Here is a 17,051-nt window from a genome sequence, read left to right on the forward strand (position 1 = left end):
CCATGGCAACGACGCGATCCGCCAGCACCGTCTGGACCGGCGACCTGTTCACCGGCAGCGGCCAGACGACGTTCTCGACCTCGGGCATCGGCACCTTCGATGTCACGTGGAAGGCCCGCGCCGAGCAGGCCGAGGGCAAGACCAGTCCGGAGGAGCTCATCGCCGCGGCCCACGCCTCCTGCTACTCGATGGCGCTCAGCAACATCCTCAAGGAGGCCGGGTTCACGGCCGAGCGCCTCGAGACGACGGCGGAGGTCGACTTCGACACGGCCGACGGACCGCGCATCTCCGAGATCCGCCTGACGCTGAACGCCTCCGTCCCCGGGATCGACGCCGACGCGTTCCAGGAGGCCGCCCAGGCCGCCAAGGAGGGGTGCCCCGTGTCCAAGGCCCTCGCCGCCGTCCCGAGCATCACCTTGAGCGCGACGCTCGACTCCTAGCCGCAGCGGACGCGTGCCGCCACGCGGCGGCATCCCGAGGGGATGTCGCCCCGATCCGACGGCACCCCGACGTGGTGGGCCGGCCCCGCGGGGCCGGCCCACCACGCGTCTCAGCGGTCCTCGACGGCCTCGGCGCCCGCTCCGCCCTGCGGCCGCGGGGGCAGCGGCGGCGGGGTCAGCGCGCGGTAGCCGGACTGCTCGGGGGGCCGCTGCGTGGGGATCTCGCGGAGCATCTCCTTGAGGATGGCCACGCCCTGCTCGAGCTGCGGGTCCTCCCCCGCGGCGTAGGCGTGCGGCGGGAACCCCACCTCGATGTCGGGGTCGACGCCGCGGTTCTCGACGCCCCAGCCGATCCCTCCCGTGAACCACGTGGCGTAACGCGGCTGGGTGACCTTGGTGCCGTCGGCGAGCGCGAACAGGTTGTCGATCCCGATCACCCCGCCCCACGTGCGCACGCCGACGACGGGCCCGATGGCCCGCAGCTTCGCGACCTGGGTGATGATGTCGCCGTCGGAGCCGGCCCACTCGTCCGTGATGACGACGACGGGGCCGCGCGGCGCGCTCGACGGATAGGTCCCGGTGCGCGTCTCGCGGGCGATCGACCACGCGGTGACCTTGCGCCCGAGCAGTTCGGCGACGAGCTGGGAGGTGTGCCCGCCGCGGTTGCGGCGCACGTCGACGACGAGGGCGTCGAGGGCCGTCTCGGTGTCGAGGTCGCGGTGCAGCTGGGCCCAGCCGTGCGCCATCATGTCGGGGATGTGCAGGTACCCGAACGTTCCCCCGGACGCCTCGCGGACGGTGCGCCGGTTGGCGTTGACCCAGTTCTGGTAGCGCAGCCGCTGCTCGTCCTTGACGGGGACGACGGCGACGCGGCGCACCGTCCCGGGGTCGCGGGACTCGGGTCCGTTGCGCACGGTCAGCTCCACCGTGCGGCCGCCCGCGCCGTCGAGGAGGACCTCCGGGCCGCCGTCGAAGGGGACGAGCCGCCCGTCGACGGCGAGGATCTCGTCGCCGGCCCGCACGGCGACGCCCGGCGCGGCCAGCGGCGAGTAGGCCTGCGGGTCGGAGGACTCGCCTTCGAGGACGGTGGCCACCCGCCAGGCGCCGTCGACGCGGGACAGGTCGGCGCCGAGCAGGCCCTGGCGTCCGGCTCCGGGCTCCTGCGCCGCGAAGGGGACGACGTAGGCGTGGGACGTGCCGAGCTCGCCGTGGAGCTCCAGGAGGACGTCGACGAGGTCGTCGTGGCTGCCGAGCCGCGCCAGCAGCGGCCGGTACTTCGCGCCGATGGCCTCCCAGTCCAGGCCGGCCATGTCCTCGGCCCAGAAGAAGTCCCGCTGGAGCCGCCAGGCCTCGTCGTAGGCCTGTTCCCAGACCTTGGCGGGGTCCAGCTCGACGCGGATGCGCAGCAGGTCCAGCGCCTGGGACTCGGGGGCCTCCTTGTCGACCGAACGGTCGACGGGCACGCTGCGGACCTGCTGGCCGTCGACGTAGACGAGCCGTTTCTTGTCCGGGCTGACGCGGTAGCGGTCCAGCCGCTTCACGAGGGTCGTGGTGCGCCGTTCGGCGTAGTCGAAGCGCTCGAGCCGCAGGGCCGGGGCGCTGTCGCCCGTCACGCGGCCGTCGCCCGTCACGCCCGTGGACTCGTCGACGAGCCACAACAGGCCCTTCTCGACGGCGACGAGCCGGCTGTAGCGGCCCTGGGCCACGGGGACGGCGAAGAGCCGCTGGCCGATGCCCTCGGCGTCCACGCGCGTCTGGGCCGGCGCGGGCCTCCCGCCCGTGCCGGAACCGGCGGCGCCGTCGCCGCGGACCGGTGCCCCGGCGTCGTCCGCGGCGTCGCCGGCACCCTCGGCTTCCGCCGGCGGGGCCCCGGCCGGCCGCGCGGAGTACGCGGAGGGCCCGAAGAGGCTCGGCGTGTCCTCGGCGAGCGCCACCATGAAGGGCTTGGTCGAGGCGGGGAAGCTCAGGTCGAAGCTGTGGGTGTCGTAGACGGGGTCGAAGCTGCGCTCGGAGAGGAAGGCGAGGTACCGGCCGTCGTGGCTGAACGACGGCGAGTGGTCGTGGAAGCGGCCGTCGGTGACCTGGATGGCGGCGTCCGCGGAGGACGCGCGCGTGAGCATGACGCGGCTGCGGCCCTCGAACTCGGTGACCGGCTCGATCCAGGCCAGCCAGGCCGAGTCCGGTGAGAAGCTCACGTGGTCGATCCCGCCGAAGTCGGAGGCGCAGAGGCCGCGCCACGAGCCCTCGGCGACGTCGAGGAGCTGGACCTCGCCGTACTCCGTGCCGATCGCGATCCAACGCCCGTCGGGGCTCGCCTCGAGGCTGCGGACGCGGCCGCGTGTCGGCAGCGGGATCCGGCGCAGCCCGTCGCCGCCCGTTGCGTCATCCGTGCCCGCAGGGTCCGCGGCTCCGGGGACCTCGATCCGTCCGTGGCCGGTACCGGTTCCGTCGTGGGCGCCGTCGTCCTCAGGGCACGTTCCGGCCGGGGAGGCGGCGGCGTCGATGCCCGCATCCGCGCCGGTGACGGCGGCGGCGCTCACGGGGGCGGGGAGGGAGCCGCCCGGCTCCGGAGCCGGCGCGGGCGCCTGGGGGGCGGCGGGAACGGCGTCGAGCTCGTCGTCGTGGGCGCTCGGGATCGGGCCGAAGCTGCCGAAATCGCCGTCGCTGTCGACGGCCCTCAGGTGGAGGGCCTCCTCGCCGCCGTGGTCGGCGATGTAGGCGGCGGTGTGCCCGCCGAGGATCCGGCCGAGCCGTGCGCGCACGCCCGGCGTGGCCTCGATCGTGTGCGAGGGGCCGTCGCGGTGCTTGAGCAGGTGCAGGGTCCCGTGGGTCTCGACGAGGCTCGCGGCCCCGTCGTGGTCCGGGACCACGGTGCCGAGGTGGCGCGCCGCGGCGAGCGGCCTGCGGCGGCGCCCGTGGCCGGCCGAGCCCAGGTGGATCTCGAGCCGGCGTGCCTCGGCGTCGAGCGAGTCGAGCACGAACAGCCGGCCGCGGTGCTCGTAGACGAGGCGCGTGCCGTCGGAGGACAGGTGCCGCGCGTAGAAGTGCCCGTGGTCGGTGTGCCGGCGCAGCCCCGTGCCGTCGGGGGCGACGGAGTAGACGTTGCCGTAGCCCTCGTGGTCGGACAGGAACGCGATCCGGCCGCCGATCCACACGGGATCGCAGAGGTTCCCGTCGAGCTCCGGGGCGAGGCGCTCGAACCCGCCGCCGCCGTCGCGGTCGATCCAGAGCTTGCCGGCCGTTCCACCGCGGTAGCGCTTCCAGTGGGCCGGTTCGCGGCTCAGCGCGCTGCCGACGACGAGCGGGCGCTCGTCGCCGACGGACGGCCCCCAGACGACCGAGTCGACGGGCCCGTAGGGCAGGACGGTGGACGGACCGCCGTCGAGGGGGACGGAGCGCGCCCAGGTGTGCCGGGCATCGACCTGGGCGTGGGCGCTGATCGCCACGACCTGTCCGTCGGGAGTGAACCCGCGGACCCGGGTGCTCGGGTGCCCCCAGTAGCTCAACTGCCGGAACCCGCCGCCATCGGTGCCCGCCGTGACGATCTCCGGCGCACTGCCCTGCACGACGCTCCAGACCAGGGCCGAGCCGTCCGGCGTGAACCGCGGCCCGCGGGCGGGCAGCCCCATTCCGGAGACCCGCCAGGCGCGGCCTCCCTCGAGCGGGGCCATCCAGACGTCGTCCTCGGCGACGAAGGTGACGAGTTCGGGCGAGACATGGGGGTAGCGCAGATAGCTGGTCGGCTTCATCCTCCGATCCTATCCACGCGCGGGCCCGGGCCCCGGGCGGGCCGCGCGGCGGGTCACGTCCCCGTGCCGTCCTGTTCCACGCGCGCGATCCGCCAGCCGTCGGCGGTGCGCTCCAGGTGCAGGACGATCCTCTGCTCGATGCCGGCGTCGACGGCCTCCACCGTCTCCCCGTCCTCATCGACCACGGCGTAGGGTCCGATCCTGCTCTCGGCGCGCACGACGGCGGACCCGCCGCCCGGCGCCTCCTCCTGCCGCACTCCGCTCAGCACGGTGCGCAGGCCGGAGTAGCGCAGGCCCTGCCGGCGCAGTTCGCGCACGGCCTCGGCGTCGTCGCCGAGCGACTCGCCGTCCGCGGCATGGACGCCTTCGAGGGCGCCGGCGTCGGCGGCGCTCAACGCGGCGTCCCTGCGCCCGGCCAGGACGACGGCGGCGTCCGCGGGATCGTCCGGGACCTCGCCTGCCGCTTCCGCCGGCGCGCGCGTGGGGGTAGCGGACGCCTCCGCGGAGCCGCCGGACCGCGGAGCGGCACCGGCCTCTGGCACGGCGCCTGCCTCCGTCCCGGGCGATCCGGGCGGATCCCCGGCGCGGGCGCCCTCCTCGGACGGGGCGGTCGTCGCGGTCCCGGGTGCCGGAGACTGCGCCGCGGGCGCCGGCCCGTTATCCATGTCCCGGAAGGCGACGGTGACGGCGCCGGCGGCGGCGACCGCGAGGACGACGGCGGCCGCCGCGCCCGCGAGCCACGCCGTCTTCCGCGGCGTCCACGCTGCGTCGAGCCGCCGCAGGACGGCGCCCGGCCCGCGCGGGCCGGGTTCCGGCGGGCGGCGCGTCGGCAGCAGGCCCATCGCCTCCGGCCGGACGGACTCGGTCAGCTCCACGGGCCGGGGTTCGGCGCCGCAGAAGATCCCGAGGGCGAGCTCGGAGGCCGGGGGCCGCTCGTCGGGGTCTTCCGCGAGGCAGGCCTCGAGCAGGAGGGCGAACTCGTCCGGGACCCCGGGCACGAGGCTCCCGAGCGGCGGACGGCGGCTCGTCGGCGCCGGCGTGCGGCCCGTGAGGACGAACCAGGCGACGGCGGCGAGGGAGTACACGTCGCGGGCGGGCAGCAGCGCCCGGTCCCGGGCGGACTGCGGCTCCGGGGCCGTGAAGCCCGGCGTGCCTCCGCCTTGTCCGGGCCGGCCGACGAGCCCCGCGAGCCCCAGGTCGGAGAGCTTCGGGACGCCCGTGGCGGTGAAGAGGATGTTGCCCGGGGAGACGTCGCCGTGCACCGCTCCGGCCGCGTGCAGGAAGGCCAGGGCCTGCGCGATCGGCGCGACGACCGTCACGGTCTCCCCCAGGCTCCGCGGCCCGGAGGCGGCGACGAGTTCGGCGACGGAACCGCCCGGCAGGTACTCCATGAGCACGCCCGGTCCGCGGCTCGTCTCCACGGCCGAGTGCAGGGCCACGAGGTGCGGATGCCCGAGCCCGCGCAGGACCTCGACCTCGCGCTCCAGCTGCTCCACTCCCGGCGGATCCTCGGCCGCGCCGACCTTGAGGGCCAGGCGCGTGCCGCCGGCGCCCGAGAGGACCTCGTAGACCGCGGCGTTGCCACCGCGGCCGATCTCCCGCAGCGTCTCGAAGCCGGCGGTCCGCGGCAGGGGCAGGAGGGGGATCGTCGCGTTCATGGTTCCGTTCTACCGGAACCGCCCGCGGCCCGCAGGAGTTATCCACAGGCACCGCGTTGCACGGGGTCCCACGATTCGGGGGCGCCTGCGCCCGAAGCGTAGGCTGGGGGCCATGACCATTTCCTTCCAACGGGTCGGCCTGTCCCCGGACTTCGTCGACTACGGACGGGCGTGGGACCTGCAGCGGGAGCTCCACGACGACGTGGCCTCCGGCCGGCGCGGACCCACCGTCCTGCTGCTCGAGCACTCCCCCGTCTACACCGCGGGCAAGCGCACCGAGCCCGCCGACCTCCCCCTGGACGGCACGCCCGTCGTCGACGTCGACCGTGGCGGCAAGCTGACGTGGCACGGACCGGGCCAGCTCGTCGCCTACCCCATCGTCGAACTCAAGGACCACGCGGCGATCCGGGACTACGTGGAGCGCCTCGAACAGGTCCTCGTCAACGTCCTCGCCGACTACGGCGTCGCCGGCACGCGGATCCGCGGGCGCGCGGGCGTCTGGATCGAGCCGGAGCAGGGCCCGGCCCGGAAGATCGGCGCGATCGGGATCCGCGTCGACCACGGCGTGACGATGCACGGCTTCGCCTTGAACTGCTCCCATTCGCTGGACCCCTACCGGCAGATCATCCCGTGCGGCATCACCGATGCCGGCATCACCACCCTCTCGCTCGAGACCGGCCGCACCATAGAGCCGGCCGAGCTCCTGCAACGCGTCGAGGAGGAGTTCACCACCGTGCTCCTGCCCGCCGTGAAGTCCGCCGAGATCCGTGAAGGAGCCCTGTCATGAGCATCGCCCCCGAAGGCCGCCGCATGCTGCGCATCGAGCAGCGCAACGCGGCCACCCCGGTGGAACGCAAGCCCGAGTGGATCAAGGCGAAGGTCAACATCGGCCCCGAGTACGTCGGGCTGAAGAACCTCGTGAAGTCGGAGGGCCTGCACACCGTGTGCGAGGAGGCCGGCTGCCCCAACATCTTCGAATGCTGGGAGGACCGCGAGGCGACCTTCCTGATCGGCGGCTCCGAGTGCACGCGCCGCTGCGACTTCTGCCAGATCGACACCGGGCGGCCGCAGCCGATCGACCGGGCCGAGCCGTTCAAGGTCGCGATGTCGGTCAAGAAGATGGAGTTGCGCTACGCGACCGTGACGGGCGTGGCCCGCGACGACCTCGAGGACGAGGGCACCTGGCTCTACGCCGAGACCGTGCGCCGCATCCACCAGCTCAACCCGGGCACCGGCGTCGAACTGCTCATCCCCGACTTCTCCGGGCGCCGGGAGCACCTCGACGCGATCTGCGCCTCGGCCCCCGAGGTCTACGCGCACAACCTCGAGACGGTCCCGCGGCTCTTCAAGTCGATCCGGCCGGCGTTCCGCTACGAGCGCTCGCTCGACGTCATCACGCAGGGACGCGACCACGGGATGATCACCAAGTCCAACCTGATCCTCGGCATGGGCGAGACCCGCGAAGAGGTCTCCGAGGCCATGCGCGACCTGCACGAGGCCGGCTGCGACCTGCTCACCATCACGCAGTACCTGCGCCCGACCGAGCGCCACCACCCCGTCGAGCGCTGGGTCAAGCCCCAGGAGTTCGTCGAGCTGCAGCAGGAGGCCGAGGAGATCGGCTTCCTCGGCGTGATGTCGGGCCCGCTCGTGCGCTCCTCCTACCGGGCCGGACGCCTGTGGGCCGGCGCCATGCGCAAGCGCGGCCTGCCCATCCCCGAGGCGCTCGCCCACATCGAGGACTCGGGCAGCACGCGGCAGGAGGCCGCGAGCCTGCTGCCGGCCACCTGATCCGCCGCGGATCATCTAGAATTGGATCACTATGGCCAAGACCCCCGATAGCACCCCCACCGACGACGCCCAGCCGAAGCGCCGCTTGTTCTCGCGCAAGCCGAAGGCACCGAAGACCGCGAAGGAGCCCGGCCGCCTGAAGCAGCTGGGCCAGGTCTTCCAGATGACCCGGCGCCACGACCCAATGGTGGTCTGGCTCATGATCTTGGCGTTCCTCGGCGTCGTGGCCGTGGGCCTGCTGATCGGCTTCCTCGTGGACAACTGGGTCACGCTGCTGCTCGTCGCCATCCCGCTGGGCCTGCTCGCCGCCACGTTCATCCTCTCCCGCCGGGCCGAGCGGGCGGCGTTCGCCCAGCTCGAGGGGCGTCAGGGAGCGGCCGGCGCCGCGATGAGCGTGCTGCGCCGGGGCTGGATCCTCAAGGAGCAGCCCGTCGCGATCAATCCGCGCACGCAGGACCTCGTGTTCATGGCGATCGGCAAGCCCGGCGTCGTGCTCGTGACCGAGGGGCCGACGGGCCGCGTCCGCCAGCTCGTCGAGGGCGAGCGCCGGCGCATGGCCCGCGTCCTGCCCAACGTGCCGATCCACGTCCTCAACGCCGGCTCGGAGGAGGGCCAGACGGCCCTGGGCAAGGTCGGCAAGGAGATGAAGAAGCTCAAGAAGTCGCTCAACAAGCAGGAGGTCCACGCGGTGGACCTGCGCTTGTCCACGCTCGGCAGCGCCAAGCTGCCGATCCCCAAGGGCATCGACCCGATGCGGGCCCGGCCGGACCGCCGGGCGATGCGCGGACGCTGAGCCCGGACGACGACGAACGGGGCGGGTCCCGGCCGATGGCCGGGACCCGCCCCGTTTCCCTACCGGTCGACCGGCTGCGTTTCCGCCGCTCCGGCCGGGACCGGATCAGCGCGTGCGGACCAGGATGGTCTTCACCACGCGGTCGTGCAGTCCGCGCTGATCCCCGTCCGCGACGAGCGGCGGAACGACGAGGCAGAGCAGGAGCGTGCGCACGACGCCGTCGAGCGGACGGATGCCCGTTCCGTCCAGGCGCTGGACCTGCATTCCCATGACGCGGTGGCCCACGGAATGCCCCGTGACGCCGACGAACACGAGCTGCATGACGGCGAACCAGAGCAGGTTGGCCCACGGGGCGGCGTCGAAGAAGAGCCAGGAGACCAGCATGGCCAGCCCCCAGTCGATGCACAAGGCCACCACGCGGGGACCGAAGCGGGCGATGCTGGCGGGACCCGATTCCGGGCGGCCGAGCCGCTGTCCCGGCCAGGACTGGTCGTTGAGCTGGGGTGGACCCTGCAGCCAGGATCCGAGGTCTTTTCTCTCCACCCCTCAAGGGTAGCCGCCTGCGCCGCGGACAGCGGCCGTGTCAACCGCCCGTAAAAGGCACCCCGTGTAACGTCCCGGAAACAACCGCGTCACTGCCGGGAAACGGCGATTCGATAGGCTGGTCACAACTTCGGGAACCGATCACCCGAGCCAGCGGCCACTTTGCCCGGCAAAATTGCCTCACATAGGAGCAGTTCTAGATGTTCAAGAATGCGGACGAAGTCCTCCAGTACATTGCCGACGAAGACGTCAAGTTCGTCGACATCCGTTTCACCGACCTCCCCGGCGTGCAGCAGCACTTCAACGTCCCGGCCAAGACGGTCGACGCCGACTTCTTCGTGAACGGACAGCTCTTCGACGGATCCTCGATCCGCGGCTTCCAGGGCATCGCCGAGTCCGACATGCAGCTCATCCCGGACGTCACCACGGGCTTCATCGACCCCTTCCGCGTGGAGAAGACCCTGGCGTTCAACTTCTCGATCGTCAACCCCCGCACCGGCGAGCCCTACCACCGCGACCCCCGCGGCGTGGCCGAGCGCGCCGAGGCCTACCTGGCCTCCACCGGAATCGCCGACACCGCGTTCTTCGCCCCCGAGGCCGAGTTCTTCATCTTCGACAACGTCCAGTACGAGTCGAAGCCGCAGGGCTCCTTCTACAAGGTCGACTCCATCGAGGCCGCCTGGAACACCGGGCGCAAGGAGGAGGGCGGCAACCAGGGCTACAAGACCCCGTTCAAGGGCGGCTACTTCCCCGTCTCCCCGACCGACAAGCAGGCCGACCTGCGCGACGCCATCTGCGTCGAGCTCGATGCCGCCGGCCTCGAGGTCGAGCGCTCCCACCACGAGGTCGGCGGCGCCGGCCAGGCGGAGATCAACTACAAGTTCAACACCCTGGTCCACTCGGCCGACGACATCCTGAAGTTCAAGTACATCGTCAAGAACGTCGCCGACGCGTGGGGCAAGTCGGCCACCTTCATGCCGAAGCCGGTCTTCGGCGACAACGGCTCGGGCATGCACTGCCACCAGTCGCTGTGGTCCAACGGCGACCCGCTGTTCTACGACGAGAAGGGCTACGCCGGCCTGTCCGACCTCGCCCGCTGGTACATCGGCGGCCTCCTCAAGCACGCCTCCGCCGTCCTGGCCTTCACGAACCCGACCGTGAACTCCTACAAGCGCCTCGTGAAGGGCTTCGAGGCCCCCGTGAACATGGTGTACTCGCAGGGCAACCGCTCCGCCGGCATCCGCATCCCGATCACGGGCTCCAACCCGAAGGCCAAGCGCATCGAGTTCCGCGCTCCGGACGCCTCCTCCAACCCGTACCTGGCCTTCGCTGCGCAGCTGATGGCCGGCCTCGACGGCATCAAGAACCGCATCGAGCCGTCGGACCCGATCGACAAGGACCTCTACGAGCTCCCGGCCGAAGAGGCCAAGGACATCCAGAAGGCCCCGGGATCGCTCGAGGAGGCCCTCGTGGCCCTCGAGAACGACTACGAGTTCCTGCTCGCGGGAGACGTCTTCACCGAGGACCTGGTCCGCACCTGGATCGACTACAAGCGCGAGAACGAGATCAAGCCGCTGTCGCTGCGCCCGAACCCGTACGAGTTCGAGCTGTACTACGGCGTCTAGCCGCACTCCGCGGCCACCCCGCGTGAACAGGGAGCCCGCACGGGCCGTCGCTTCGGCGGCCCGTGCGGGCTCCTCCGCATCCGGCTGCGCGTGCCGACGGCAGGGGCGCCGTCCAGTCCGCGCGCCTTCCGCGACTCAGCCGGCAAGCGTGGTCAGCAGGAAGACGGAGGGCTCGTCGGCGCCCACGCGGTGGACGGCGTCGGGCAGGACGAACAGTCCGCCGTGGGACACGCGCACCTCGCCGGAGTCCCATCCCACCCTCACGGCTCCACGCAGCACGAGCAGGGTCGCGGCCTCCGGTTTGGAGTGGTCGCCCAGCTCCGCCCCGGCCGCGAGGGCGATGAGCGTGTGCCGCAGGCGCCCGTCGTTCAGCACGACCCGGGCGCTGCGCCGGTGTGGAGCGGAGGCCGCCTTGGCCAGGTGCTCCTCGGCGAGGGCATCGAGTTCGGCCCGGGTCACGTGCATGGGTCCTCCTGGGGGTCTGCTCCGGCGGCCCGGGTCTCAGGTGTGCTTTCCGTAGCCCTTGTGGACGGCCTGGCGCGTGACGCCGAGGGCCTGGGCGATCGCCTCCCAGGACAATCCCTCGGCGCGGGCCCGCCGGACCAGCTCCGCCTCATGGCGGCGCAGCCGCTGCTGCAGCTCGGCGACGGCCCGCAGGCCGCGGATGGGATGGCCGTCCATGGCCCCGATCAGCGTCTTCATCGCGTCCTCCTCCACGGTGGCAACGCTACGGCGTGCACCATGCGGCGTCAACCATGATTGACAAAGGATGCGATCTGCCCGTCCGCGCGGGCTACGCCTTGTCCTCGAAGCCGTAGAAGTGCCGCTCGAAGACCTGGCGCGCCCGCCGCGTGGCCTTGCGGTAGTCCTCCTCGAGCCGCGAGGCGCTCCCGGCCGGGTAGCCGCACCAGCGCGCGACGGCCTCGAGGTCCCGCCAGGAGCGCGGAACGACGTCGGACGCGCGGCCCGTGCAGACCATCGTCGCGCTGCGGATCCGGGTCGCGAGCGCCCACGCGCGGTCGAGCAGCTCGACGTCCTCGGCGGGCAGCAGCCCGGCGACGGCGATCGCCCGCAGCGCCGGACGCGTCGACGTCGTGCGCAGTTCCGGGTACTCGGCCGCGTGGCGCAGCTGCAGCAGCTGGACGAGCCACTCGACGTCGCTCAGTCCCCCGCGGCCCAGCTTGACGTGGAGCGCCGGATCGGCCCCCCGCGGGAGCCGCTCGGCCTCGACGCGGGCCTTGATCCGGCGGACCTCCCGTTCCTCCTCCGTGGTGATTCCGGTCTGGTAGCGCACGTCGTCGGCGAGCGCCATGAAGTCTGCGGCGAGCTCGTCGTCCCCGGCCAGCGGTCGGGCGCGCAGGAGCGCCTGCCGCTCCCAGACGAGCGCCCACCGGCCGTAGTACTCGCGGTAGGCCTCGAGCGTGCGCACGAGGGGTCCCTGGCGCCCCTCGGGCCGCAGGTCGGCGTCGACGACCAGCTTGGGCTCGGCCAGCACGGCGGGCTTGAGCGGCTGGGTCGCGAGCTGGCCGAGGCGGGTCATGATCCGGTACGCCTGCTCCTGGGCCTGCTGCGGATCGGCGCCCGGCAGGGGACGGTGCACGAACATCGCGTCGACGTCGGAGCCGTAGGCGATCTCGCGCCCGCCCTGGCGCCCCATCGCGACGACGAGGACGTCCGTGATGCGCTCCCGCTCGGCGTACTCGTCCTGTTCGGCGACGCGCAGGGCGGCCAGGACCGCCGCCCGGTCCGCGTCCGAGAGCGCCTCGCCGACGCGGTCCTGGTCGATGAGCCCGGCCCCGTCGGCCAGCGCCGTGCGCAGGAGCTCGCGGCGCCGGTTGAGCCGGATGAGCCGCATGGCCTCCTCGGCGTCCGGATGCCGTTTCATCTTCGCGGCGTTCTCCTTCCACAGCTGCTCGAACGGCATGGGCTGCAGCTCGCGGTCGTCGCCGAGCCACGCGGCGGACTCCGGGGAGACGACGAGCAGGTCCGTGATGAAGCGGCTGCCGGAGAGCACGTGGCACAAGCGCTCGGCGCCGGCCCGCGAGTCCCGCAGCATGCCGAGGAACCACGGCGACTCGCCGAGCGCCTCGCTCAGGCGGCGGAAGCCGAGCAGGCCCGCGTCCGGGTCCACGCCCTCGGCGATCCACCCCAGCAGCACGGGCAGGAGCTGGCGCTGCAGCGCGGCCCGGCGCCGCACCCCGGACGTGAGCGCCTCGATGTGGCGCAGCGCGCCGCGTGGATCGGCATAGCCCAGGGCGCGCAGCCGCGCTTCCGCAGCCTCCGGCGTCAGGCGGACCTCGTCCGTGCTGAGGTTGGCGGCCGTGGCCAGGAGGGGCCGGTAGAAGATCCGCTCGTGCAGCGACTTCACGGCACGGCGCGTCTTCTGCCACTGTTCCGTCAGCCCGTCGGCCGTGGGCCGCTCCGTGCGCGCCCCCGTCCCCTCCGCGGCGCGGGCGAGCGCCCGCAGGGCGTCCTCCTTGACGGGCATGAGGTGCGTCCGGCGCAGCTTCACGAGCTGGATCCGGTGCTCGAGCACGCGCAGGTAGCGGTAGGCGGCGTCGAACTCCGCCGCGTCGGAGCGGCCGATGTATCCCGCCTCGCTCAGCGCGGCGATCGCCGACGTCGTGTCCCGCACGCGCAGCGACTCGTCGACCCGGCCGTGGACGAGCTGGAGCAGCTGGACGGTGAACTCGACGTCGCGCAGCCCGCCGGGGCCGAGCTTGAGCTGCCGGGCGACCTCCTGGGCGGGGATGTTGTCCGTGACGCGGCGGCGCATGGCCTGCACGGACTCGACGAAGCCGTCGCGCTCCGAGGAGGCCCAGATGAACGGCGCCACGGCCTCCTCGTAGGCCCGCCCCAGCTCGTCGTCGCCGGCGATCCGGCGCGCCTTCAAGAGGGCCTGGAACTCCCAGCTCTGCGCCCAGCGGGAGTAGTAGGCCACGTGGGAGTCGAGCGTGCGCGACAGCGCCCCGTCCTTGCCCTCGGGCCGCAGGTTCGCGTCCACCTCCCACAGGGCCGGCTCCGGTCCGGGGGCGCCGAGGACGCGGGCGATGCCGCTCGCGAGGAACGCGGCGATCTCCGGCGCCCGCTCCTCGGGGCAGCCGTCCGCGGCGTGGACGTAGACGACATCGACGTCCGAGATGTAGTTCAGCTCGGCCGCGCCGCACTTGCCCATGCCGATCACGGCGAGCCGCACGCCGGCCACGTCCTCGGGCCCGAAGCGCTCGGCGGCCTCGGTCCGGGCCACCGCGAGCGCGGCGTGGACGGCGGCCGCCGCGAGGTCGGCGAGGGCCCGGCCGACGCCCGGCATCGCCGCGACCGGATCCGGCGCCCCGAGGTCGGCGAGCGCGATCCGGGTCAGCTCCGCCCGGTAGGCGACGCGCAGGGCGGCCCAGGCCGCGGGGCCGGACGCGCCGGCGGTCTCCGCTCCCTCGGGACCCGCCGCGTCGACGGAGGCTAGCAGCGCCTCCCTGACGCGCCCGGACGACGCCGGGGCCCCGCCGTCGTCCCCTCCCCCGCCTCCCGCGGCCGGTTCCGTGAGGAGGGAGGTGTGCGCGGGGTGCCGGATGAGGAACTCGGCGAGGGCCTCCGAGGCGCCGAGCAGGCGGAAGAGCCCCCCGCCGTCGGGTCCGGAGACGAGGTCGAGCACCCCGGGGGCCACCTCGGCGAGGCGGACGAGGGACAGGACCGCGAGGTCGGGGTCGGCCGAGAGCGCGAGGCCCTCCAGCAGGCGTTCCGGCGCGATCCCCTCGAACTCGGGGGAGGCGAGGAAGCGCCGGGCGCGTTCGACGTCGTCGAACCCCGTGGCGATGAGCTGGCGCGCGGTGCTCATGGCCGGTGGTCCTAGAGGATGCCGAGGTAGCGGTTGAGCTCGAAGGGGCTCACGTTCTGCCGGTACTCGTGCCACTCGTCCTGCTTGTTGCGCAGGAAGCTCGCGAAGACCTGCTCGCCGAGGATCTCCGCGACGAGCTCGGAGTCCTCCATGGCCCGGATCGCGTCGTGGAGGCTGCCCGGCAGCGGGTCGTGGCCCATCGCGCGGCGCTCGGCCGAGGACAGGCTCCAGACGTCGTCCTCCGTGGCCGGCGGGAGCTCGTAGCCCTCCTGGATGCCCTTGAGCCCGGCGCCGAGCAGCACGGCGTAGGCGAGGTACGGGTTGGCCGCCGAGTCGATTCCGCGGTACTCGACGCGCGCCGACTGGCCCTTGTTGGGCTTGTAGAGCGGCACCCGCAACAGCGCGGAACGGTTGTTGTGCCCCCAGGACAGGTGGCTCGGTGCCTCGCCGCCGCCCCACAGGCGCTTGTAGGAGTTCACGAACTGGTTGGTCACGGCCGTGAATTCCGGGGCGTGGCGCAGGATGCCGGCGATGAACTGCCGCGCGGTCGTGGAGAGCTGGTATTCCTGCCCGGCCGCAAAGAACGCGTTGGTGTCGCCCTCGAAGAGGGAGAAGTGCGTGTGCATCCCGGACCCGGGGTGGTCGCTGAACGGCTTGGGCATAAAGGTCGCGTAGATGCCCTGCTGGATCGCGACCTCCTTGATGACCGTGCGGAAGGTCATGACGTTGTCCGCGGTCTGCAGCGCGTCGGCGTACCGCAGGTCGATCTCGTTCTGTCCCGGGCCGTTCTCGTGGTGGCTGAACTCCACGGAGATGCCCACGGCCTCGAGCATCGTGACCGCGCGGCGGCGGAAGTCCTGGCCCACGCCGCCGGTGACGTGGTCGAAGTAGCCGCCGTAGTCCACGGGGACCGGGACGCCCGCGGCGCCGATGTCCGGGGACTTGAGCAGGTAGAACTCGATCTCGGGGTGCGTGTAGCACGTAAAGCCCATGTCGGCGGCGACGGCGAGCTGGCGCTTGAGCACGTTGCGGGGGTCGGCCGGGGACGGCGCGCCCTCGGGGGTGAGGATGTCGCAGAACATGCGCGAGGTCGGCTCGGTCTCGCCGCGCCACGGCAGGATCTGGAACGTCGACGGGTCCGGCTGCGCCAGCATGTCCGACTCGTAGATCCGCGAGAGGCCCTCGATCGAGGACCCGTCGAAGCCGAGGCCCTCCTCGAACGCCCCCTCCACCTCGGCCGGGGCCAGGGCCACCGATTTCAGGGAGCCGACGACGTCCGTGAACCAGAGGCGGACGAAGCGCACGTCGCGCTCTTCGATGGTCCTGAGCACGAACTCCTGCTGGCGGTCCATGGGGGCTCCTTCCACGAGGGAATGCGTTCGGTGGGCGGGCAGTGCATACCGTGTGCAACTCTACTCGGATCTACTCGGACGCCGGTGTGATCGGCCGCCGCGTGACGTCCGGGCGGGCCCGATCCGGCCCGGACCCGTGGCGTAGGCTGGTGTCCATGAGTGCCGAACAACCCGCCCCGTACGGATCAGCAGCGCCGGCGGCCGCCGCGGCGGCCCCGTCGTCGGGCCGCACGCCGGCCCGCATCCGCACGCACCACCTGCTCCAGGCCAAGGCCGAGGGGCGCCGCTTCGCGATGCTGACGGCCTACGACCAGTACATGGCCGAGGTCTTCGACGAGGCCGGCATCGAGGTGCTGCTCGTCGGCGATTCCGCCGCGAACAACGTCATGGGCTACGAGACGACCCTGCCGATCACGCTCGACGAGATGATCGTGTTCGCCAAGTCGGTCACGGCCGGCTCGCAGCGCCCGCTCGTGGTCTGCGACCTGCCGTTCGGCTCCTACGAGGTCTCCCCCGCGCAGGCCGTCGAGTCCTCCGTCCGGCTCATGAAGGAGGCCCGCGTCCACGCCGTGAAGATGGAGGGCGGCGCCCACTTCGCGGAGCACGTGCGGGCGCTGACCGCCGCCGGCGTGCCCGTCATGGCCCACATCGGCTTCACGCCCCAGAGCGAGCACGCCCTCGGCGGCTACCGCGTCCAGGGGCGCGGCGGGACCGCGGCCCGGCTCGTCGAGGACGCCCTGGCCCTGGAGGCCGCCGGCGCGTTCTGCGTCCTCATGGAAATGGTCCCGGACTCCGCCGCGGCCGCGGTCGATGCCGCCCTGACCGTGCCGACCATCGGCATCGGCGCGGGGGCCTCGACGACCGGCCAGGTGCTCGTCTGGCAGGACATGCTGGGCCTGCGCACGGGCCGGACCGCGAAGTTCGTCAAGCAGTACGCCCAGCTGCGGCCGATCGTCGCCGAGGCGGCCGCGGCCTATCACCGCGACGTCCTCGAGGGATCGTTCCCGGCGGCCGAGCACGGATTCGCCGACTAGCTAGACGCAGGCCGGGCTAGTCCTCGTCCTGCGCGTCCCAGGCCGCGTTGCGCTGCTCGACCTTCTCGAGCGCCCGCTCGGCCTCCTCGCGCGTCGCATAGGGCCCGATGAGCTGCGTCCAGTCCGACTGGGCCCCCGTCTCGACCTGCTTGGTCACCGTGTTGTACCAGTAGTCGCCCTGCGGCCGTCCCTCTGCGGACATCCCGGTCCTCCCGTTCGTCGACGATGGCGGCGTGT

At 72.7% G+C, this 17,051-nt stretch carries 14 protein-coding genes; 6 read left to right on the plus strand and 8 right to left on the minus strand.

From position 1 onward, the window contains the following. Window positions 1-2 precede the first annotated feature (2 nt). Window positions 3-440: an OsmC family protein gene (locus AC0QR5_RS06810; protein WP_329860182.1), complete on the plus strand. Its 438-nt coding sequence runs from the start codon at window positions 3-5 to the stop codon at window positions 438-440. 110 nt (window positions 441-550) lie between these two features. Here AC0QR5_RS06810 and AC0QR5_RS06815 read toward each other — a convergent pair whose 3' ends face one another. After that, window positions 551-4,189: a S41 family peptidase gene (locus AC0QR5_RS06815; RefSeq protein WP_329860183.1), complete on the minus strand. Its 3,639-nt coding sequence runs from the start codon at window positions 4,187-4,189 to the stop codon at window positions 551-553. A gap of 53 nt (window positions 4,190-4,242) precedes the next feature. Further along, window positions 4,243-5,847 carry a serine/threonine-protein kinase gene (locus AC0QR5_RS06820; protein ID WP_329860185.1) on the minus strand — a complete coding sequence of 535 codons (1,605 nt, stop codon included), beginning with the start codon at window positions 5,845-5,847 and terminating at the stop codon, window positions 4,243-4,245. Window positions 5,848-5,959: 112 nt separating this feature from the next. Here AC0QR5_RS06820 and lipB point away from each other — a divergent pair, with 112 nt between their 5' ends. From lipB to AC0QR5_RS06835, 3 genes are read left to right on the plus strand one after another with little or no spacing between them, the layout of a single operon-like run. Beyond that, window positions 5,960-6,634: a lipoyl(octanoyl) transferase LipB gene (gene lipB / locus AC0QR5_RS06825; RefSeq protein WP_329860186.1), complete on the plus strand. Its 675-nt coding sequence runs from the start codon at window positions 5,960-5,962 to the stop codon at window positions 6,632-6,634. Further along, window positions 6,631-7,635: a lipoyl synthase gene (gene lipA, locus AC0QR5_RS06830; protein ID WP_329860187.1), complete on the plus strand. Its 1,005-nt coding sequence runs from the start codon at window positions 6,631-6,633 to the stop codon at window positions 7,633-7,635. Before lipB ends, lipA begins: the two co-directional genes overlap by 4 nt. 31 nt (window positions 7,636-7,666) lie before the next feature. Next, window positions 7,667-8,428 (plus strand): DUF4191 domain-containing protein, encoded by a 762-nt coding sequence (locus tag AC0QR5_RS06835; protein WP_329860188.1) that lies wholly within the window; start codon window positions 7,667-7,669, stop codon window positions 8,426-8,428. Between the two features lie 105 nt (window positions 8,429-8,533). Here AC0QR5_RS06835 and AC0QR5_RS06840 read toward each other — a convergent pair whose 3' ends face one another. Next, on the minus strand, window positions 8,534-8,971 hold the full coding sequence (locus tag AC0QR5_RS06840; protein WP_329860189.1) for an RDD family protein: 438 nt from the start codon (window positions 8,969-8,971) through the stop codon (window positions 8,534-8,536). Window positions 8,972-9,171: 200 nt separating this feature from the next. Here AC0QR5_RS06840 and glnA point away from each other — a divergent pair, with 200 nt between their 5' ends. After that, window positions 9,172-10,596, plus strand: a complete 1,425-nt coding sequence (glnA, locus tag AC0QR5_RS06845; protein WP_329860191.1) for a type I glutamate--ammonia ligase — start codon at window positions 9,172-9,174, stop codon at window positions 10,594-10,596. A 135-nt stretch (window positions 10,597-10,731) separates the two neighbouring features. On the opposite strand, the gene AC0QR5_RS06850 is transcribed toward glnA, so the two are convergent. The 4 genes from AC0QR5_RS06850 to AC0QR5_RS06865 form a co-directional block, all read right to left on the minus strand. Beyond that, a complete protein-coding gene (locus AC0QR5_RS06850) occupies window positions 10,732-11,061 on the minus strand; it encodes a cupin domain-containing protein (protein ID WP_329860192.1) in 330 nt (109 codons plus the stop codon). Between the two features lie 36 nt (window positions 11,062-11,097). After that, complete coding sequence (locus AC0QR5_RS06855) at window positions 11,098-11,298, minus strand: AsnC family protein (RefSeq protein ID WP_329860193.1); 201 nt, start codon at window positions 11,296-11,298, stop codon at window positions 11,098-11,100. A 91-nt stretch (window positions 11,299-11,389) separates the two neighbouring features. Next, window positions 11,390-14,428, minus strand: coding sequence for a bifunctional [glutamine synthetase] adenylyltransferase/[glutamine synthetase]-adenylyl-L-tyrosine phosphorylase (locus tag AC0QR5_RS06860; protein WP_329860194.1), 3,039 nt, complete (start codon window positions 14,426-14,428; stop codon window positions 11,390-11,392). A gap of 11 nt (window positions 14,429-14,439) precedes the next feature. Continuing rightward, the gene (locus AC0QR5_RS06865; RefSeq protein WP_329860195.1) at window positions 14,440-15,780 is read right to left on the minus strand and encodes a glutamine synthetase family protein; all 1,341 of its coding nucleotides are present in this window, start codon (window positions 15,778-15,780) and stop codon (window positions 14,440-14,442) included. Window positions 15,781-15,935: 155 nt separating this feature from the next. Between AC0QR5_RS06865 and panB the strand changes: the two genes are divergently transcribed. Next, window positions 15,936-16,814 (plus strand): 3-methyl-2-oxobutanoate hydroxymethyltransferase, encoded by an 879-nt coding sequence (panB, locus tag AC0QR5_RS06870; RefSeq protein ID WP_329860197.1) that lies wholly within the window; start codon window positions 15,936-15,938, stop codon window positions 16,812-16,814. Between the two features lie 16 nt (window positions 16,815-16,830). Here panB and AC0QR5_RS06875 read toward each other — a convergent pair whose 3' ends face one another. Beyond that, entirely contained in the window at window positions 16,831-17,016 is a 186-nt protein-coding gene (locus tag AC0QR5_RS06875) for an SPOR domain-containing protein (protein ID WP_329860198.1), read from the minus strand. Window positions 17,017-17,051: the final 35 nt, after the last annotated feature.

The organism is Arthrobacter sp. J156 (genome assembly GCF_056172865.1).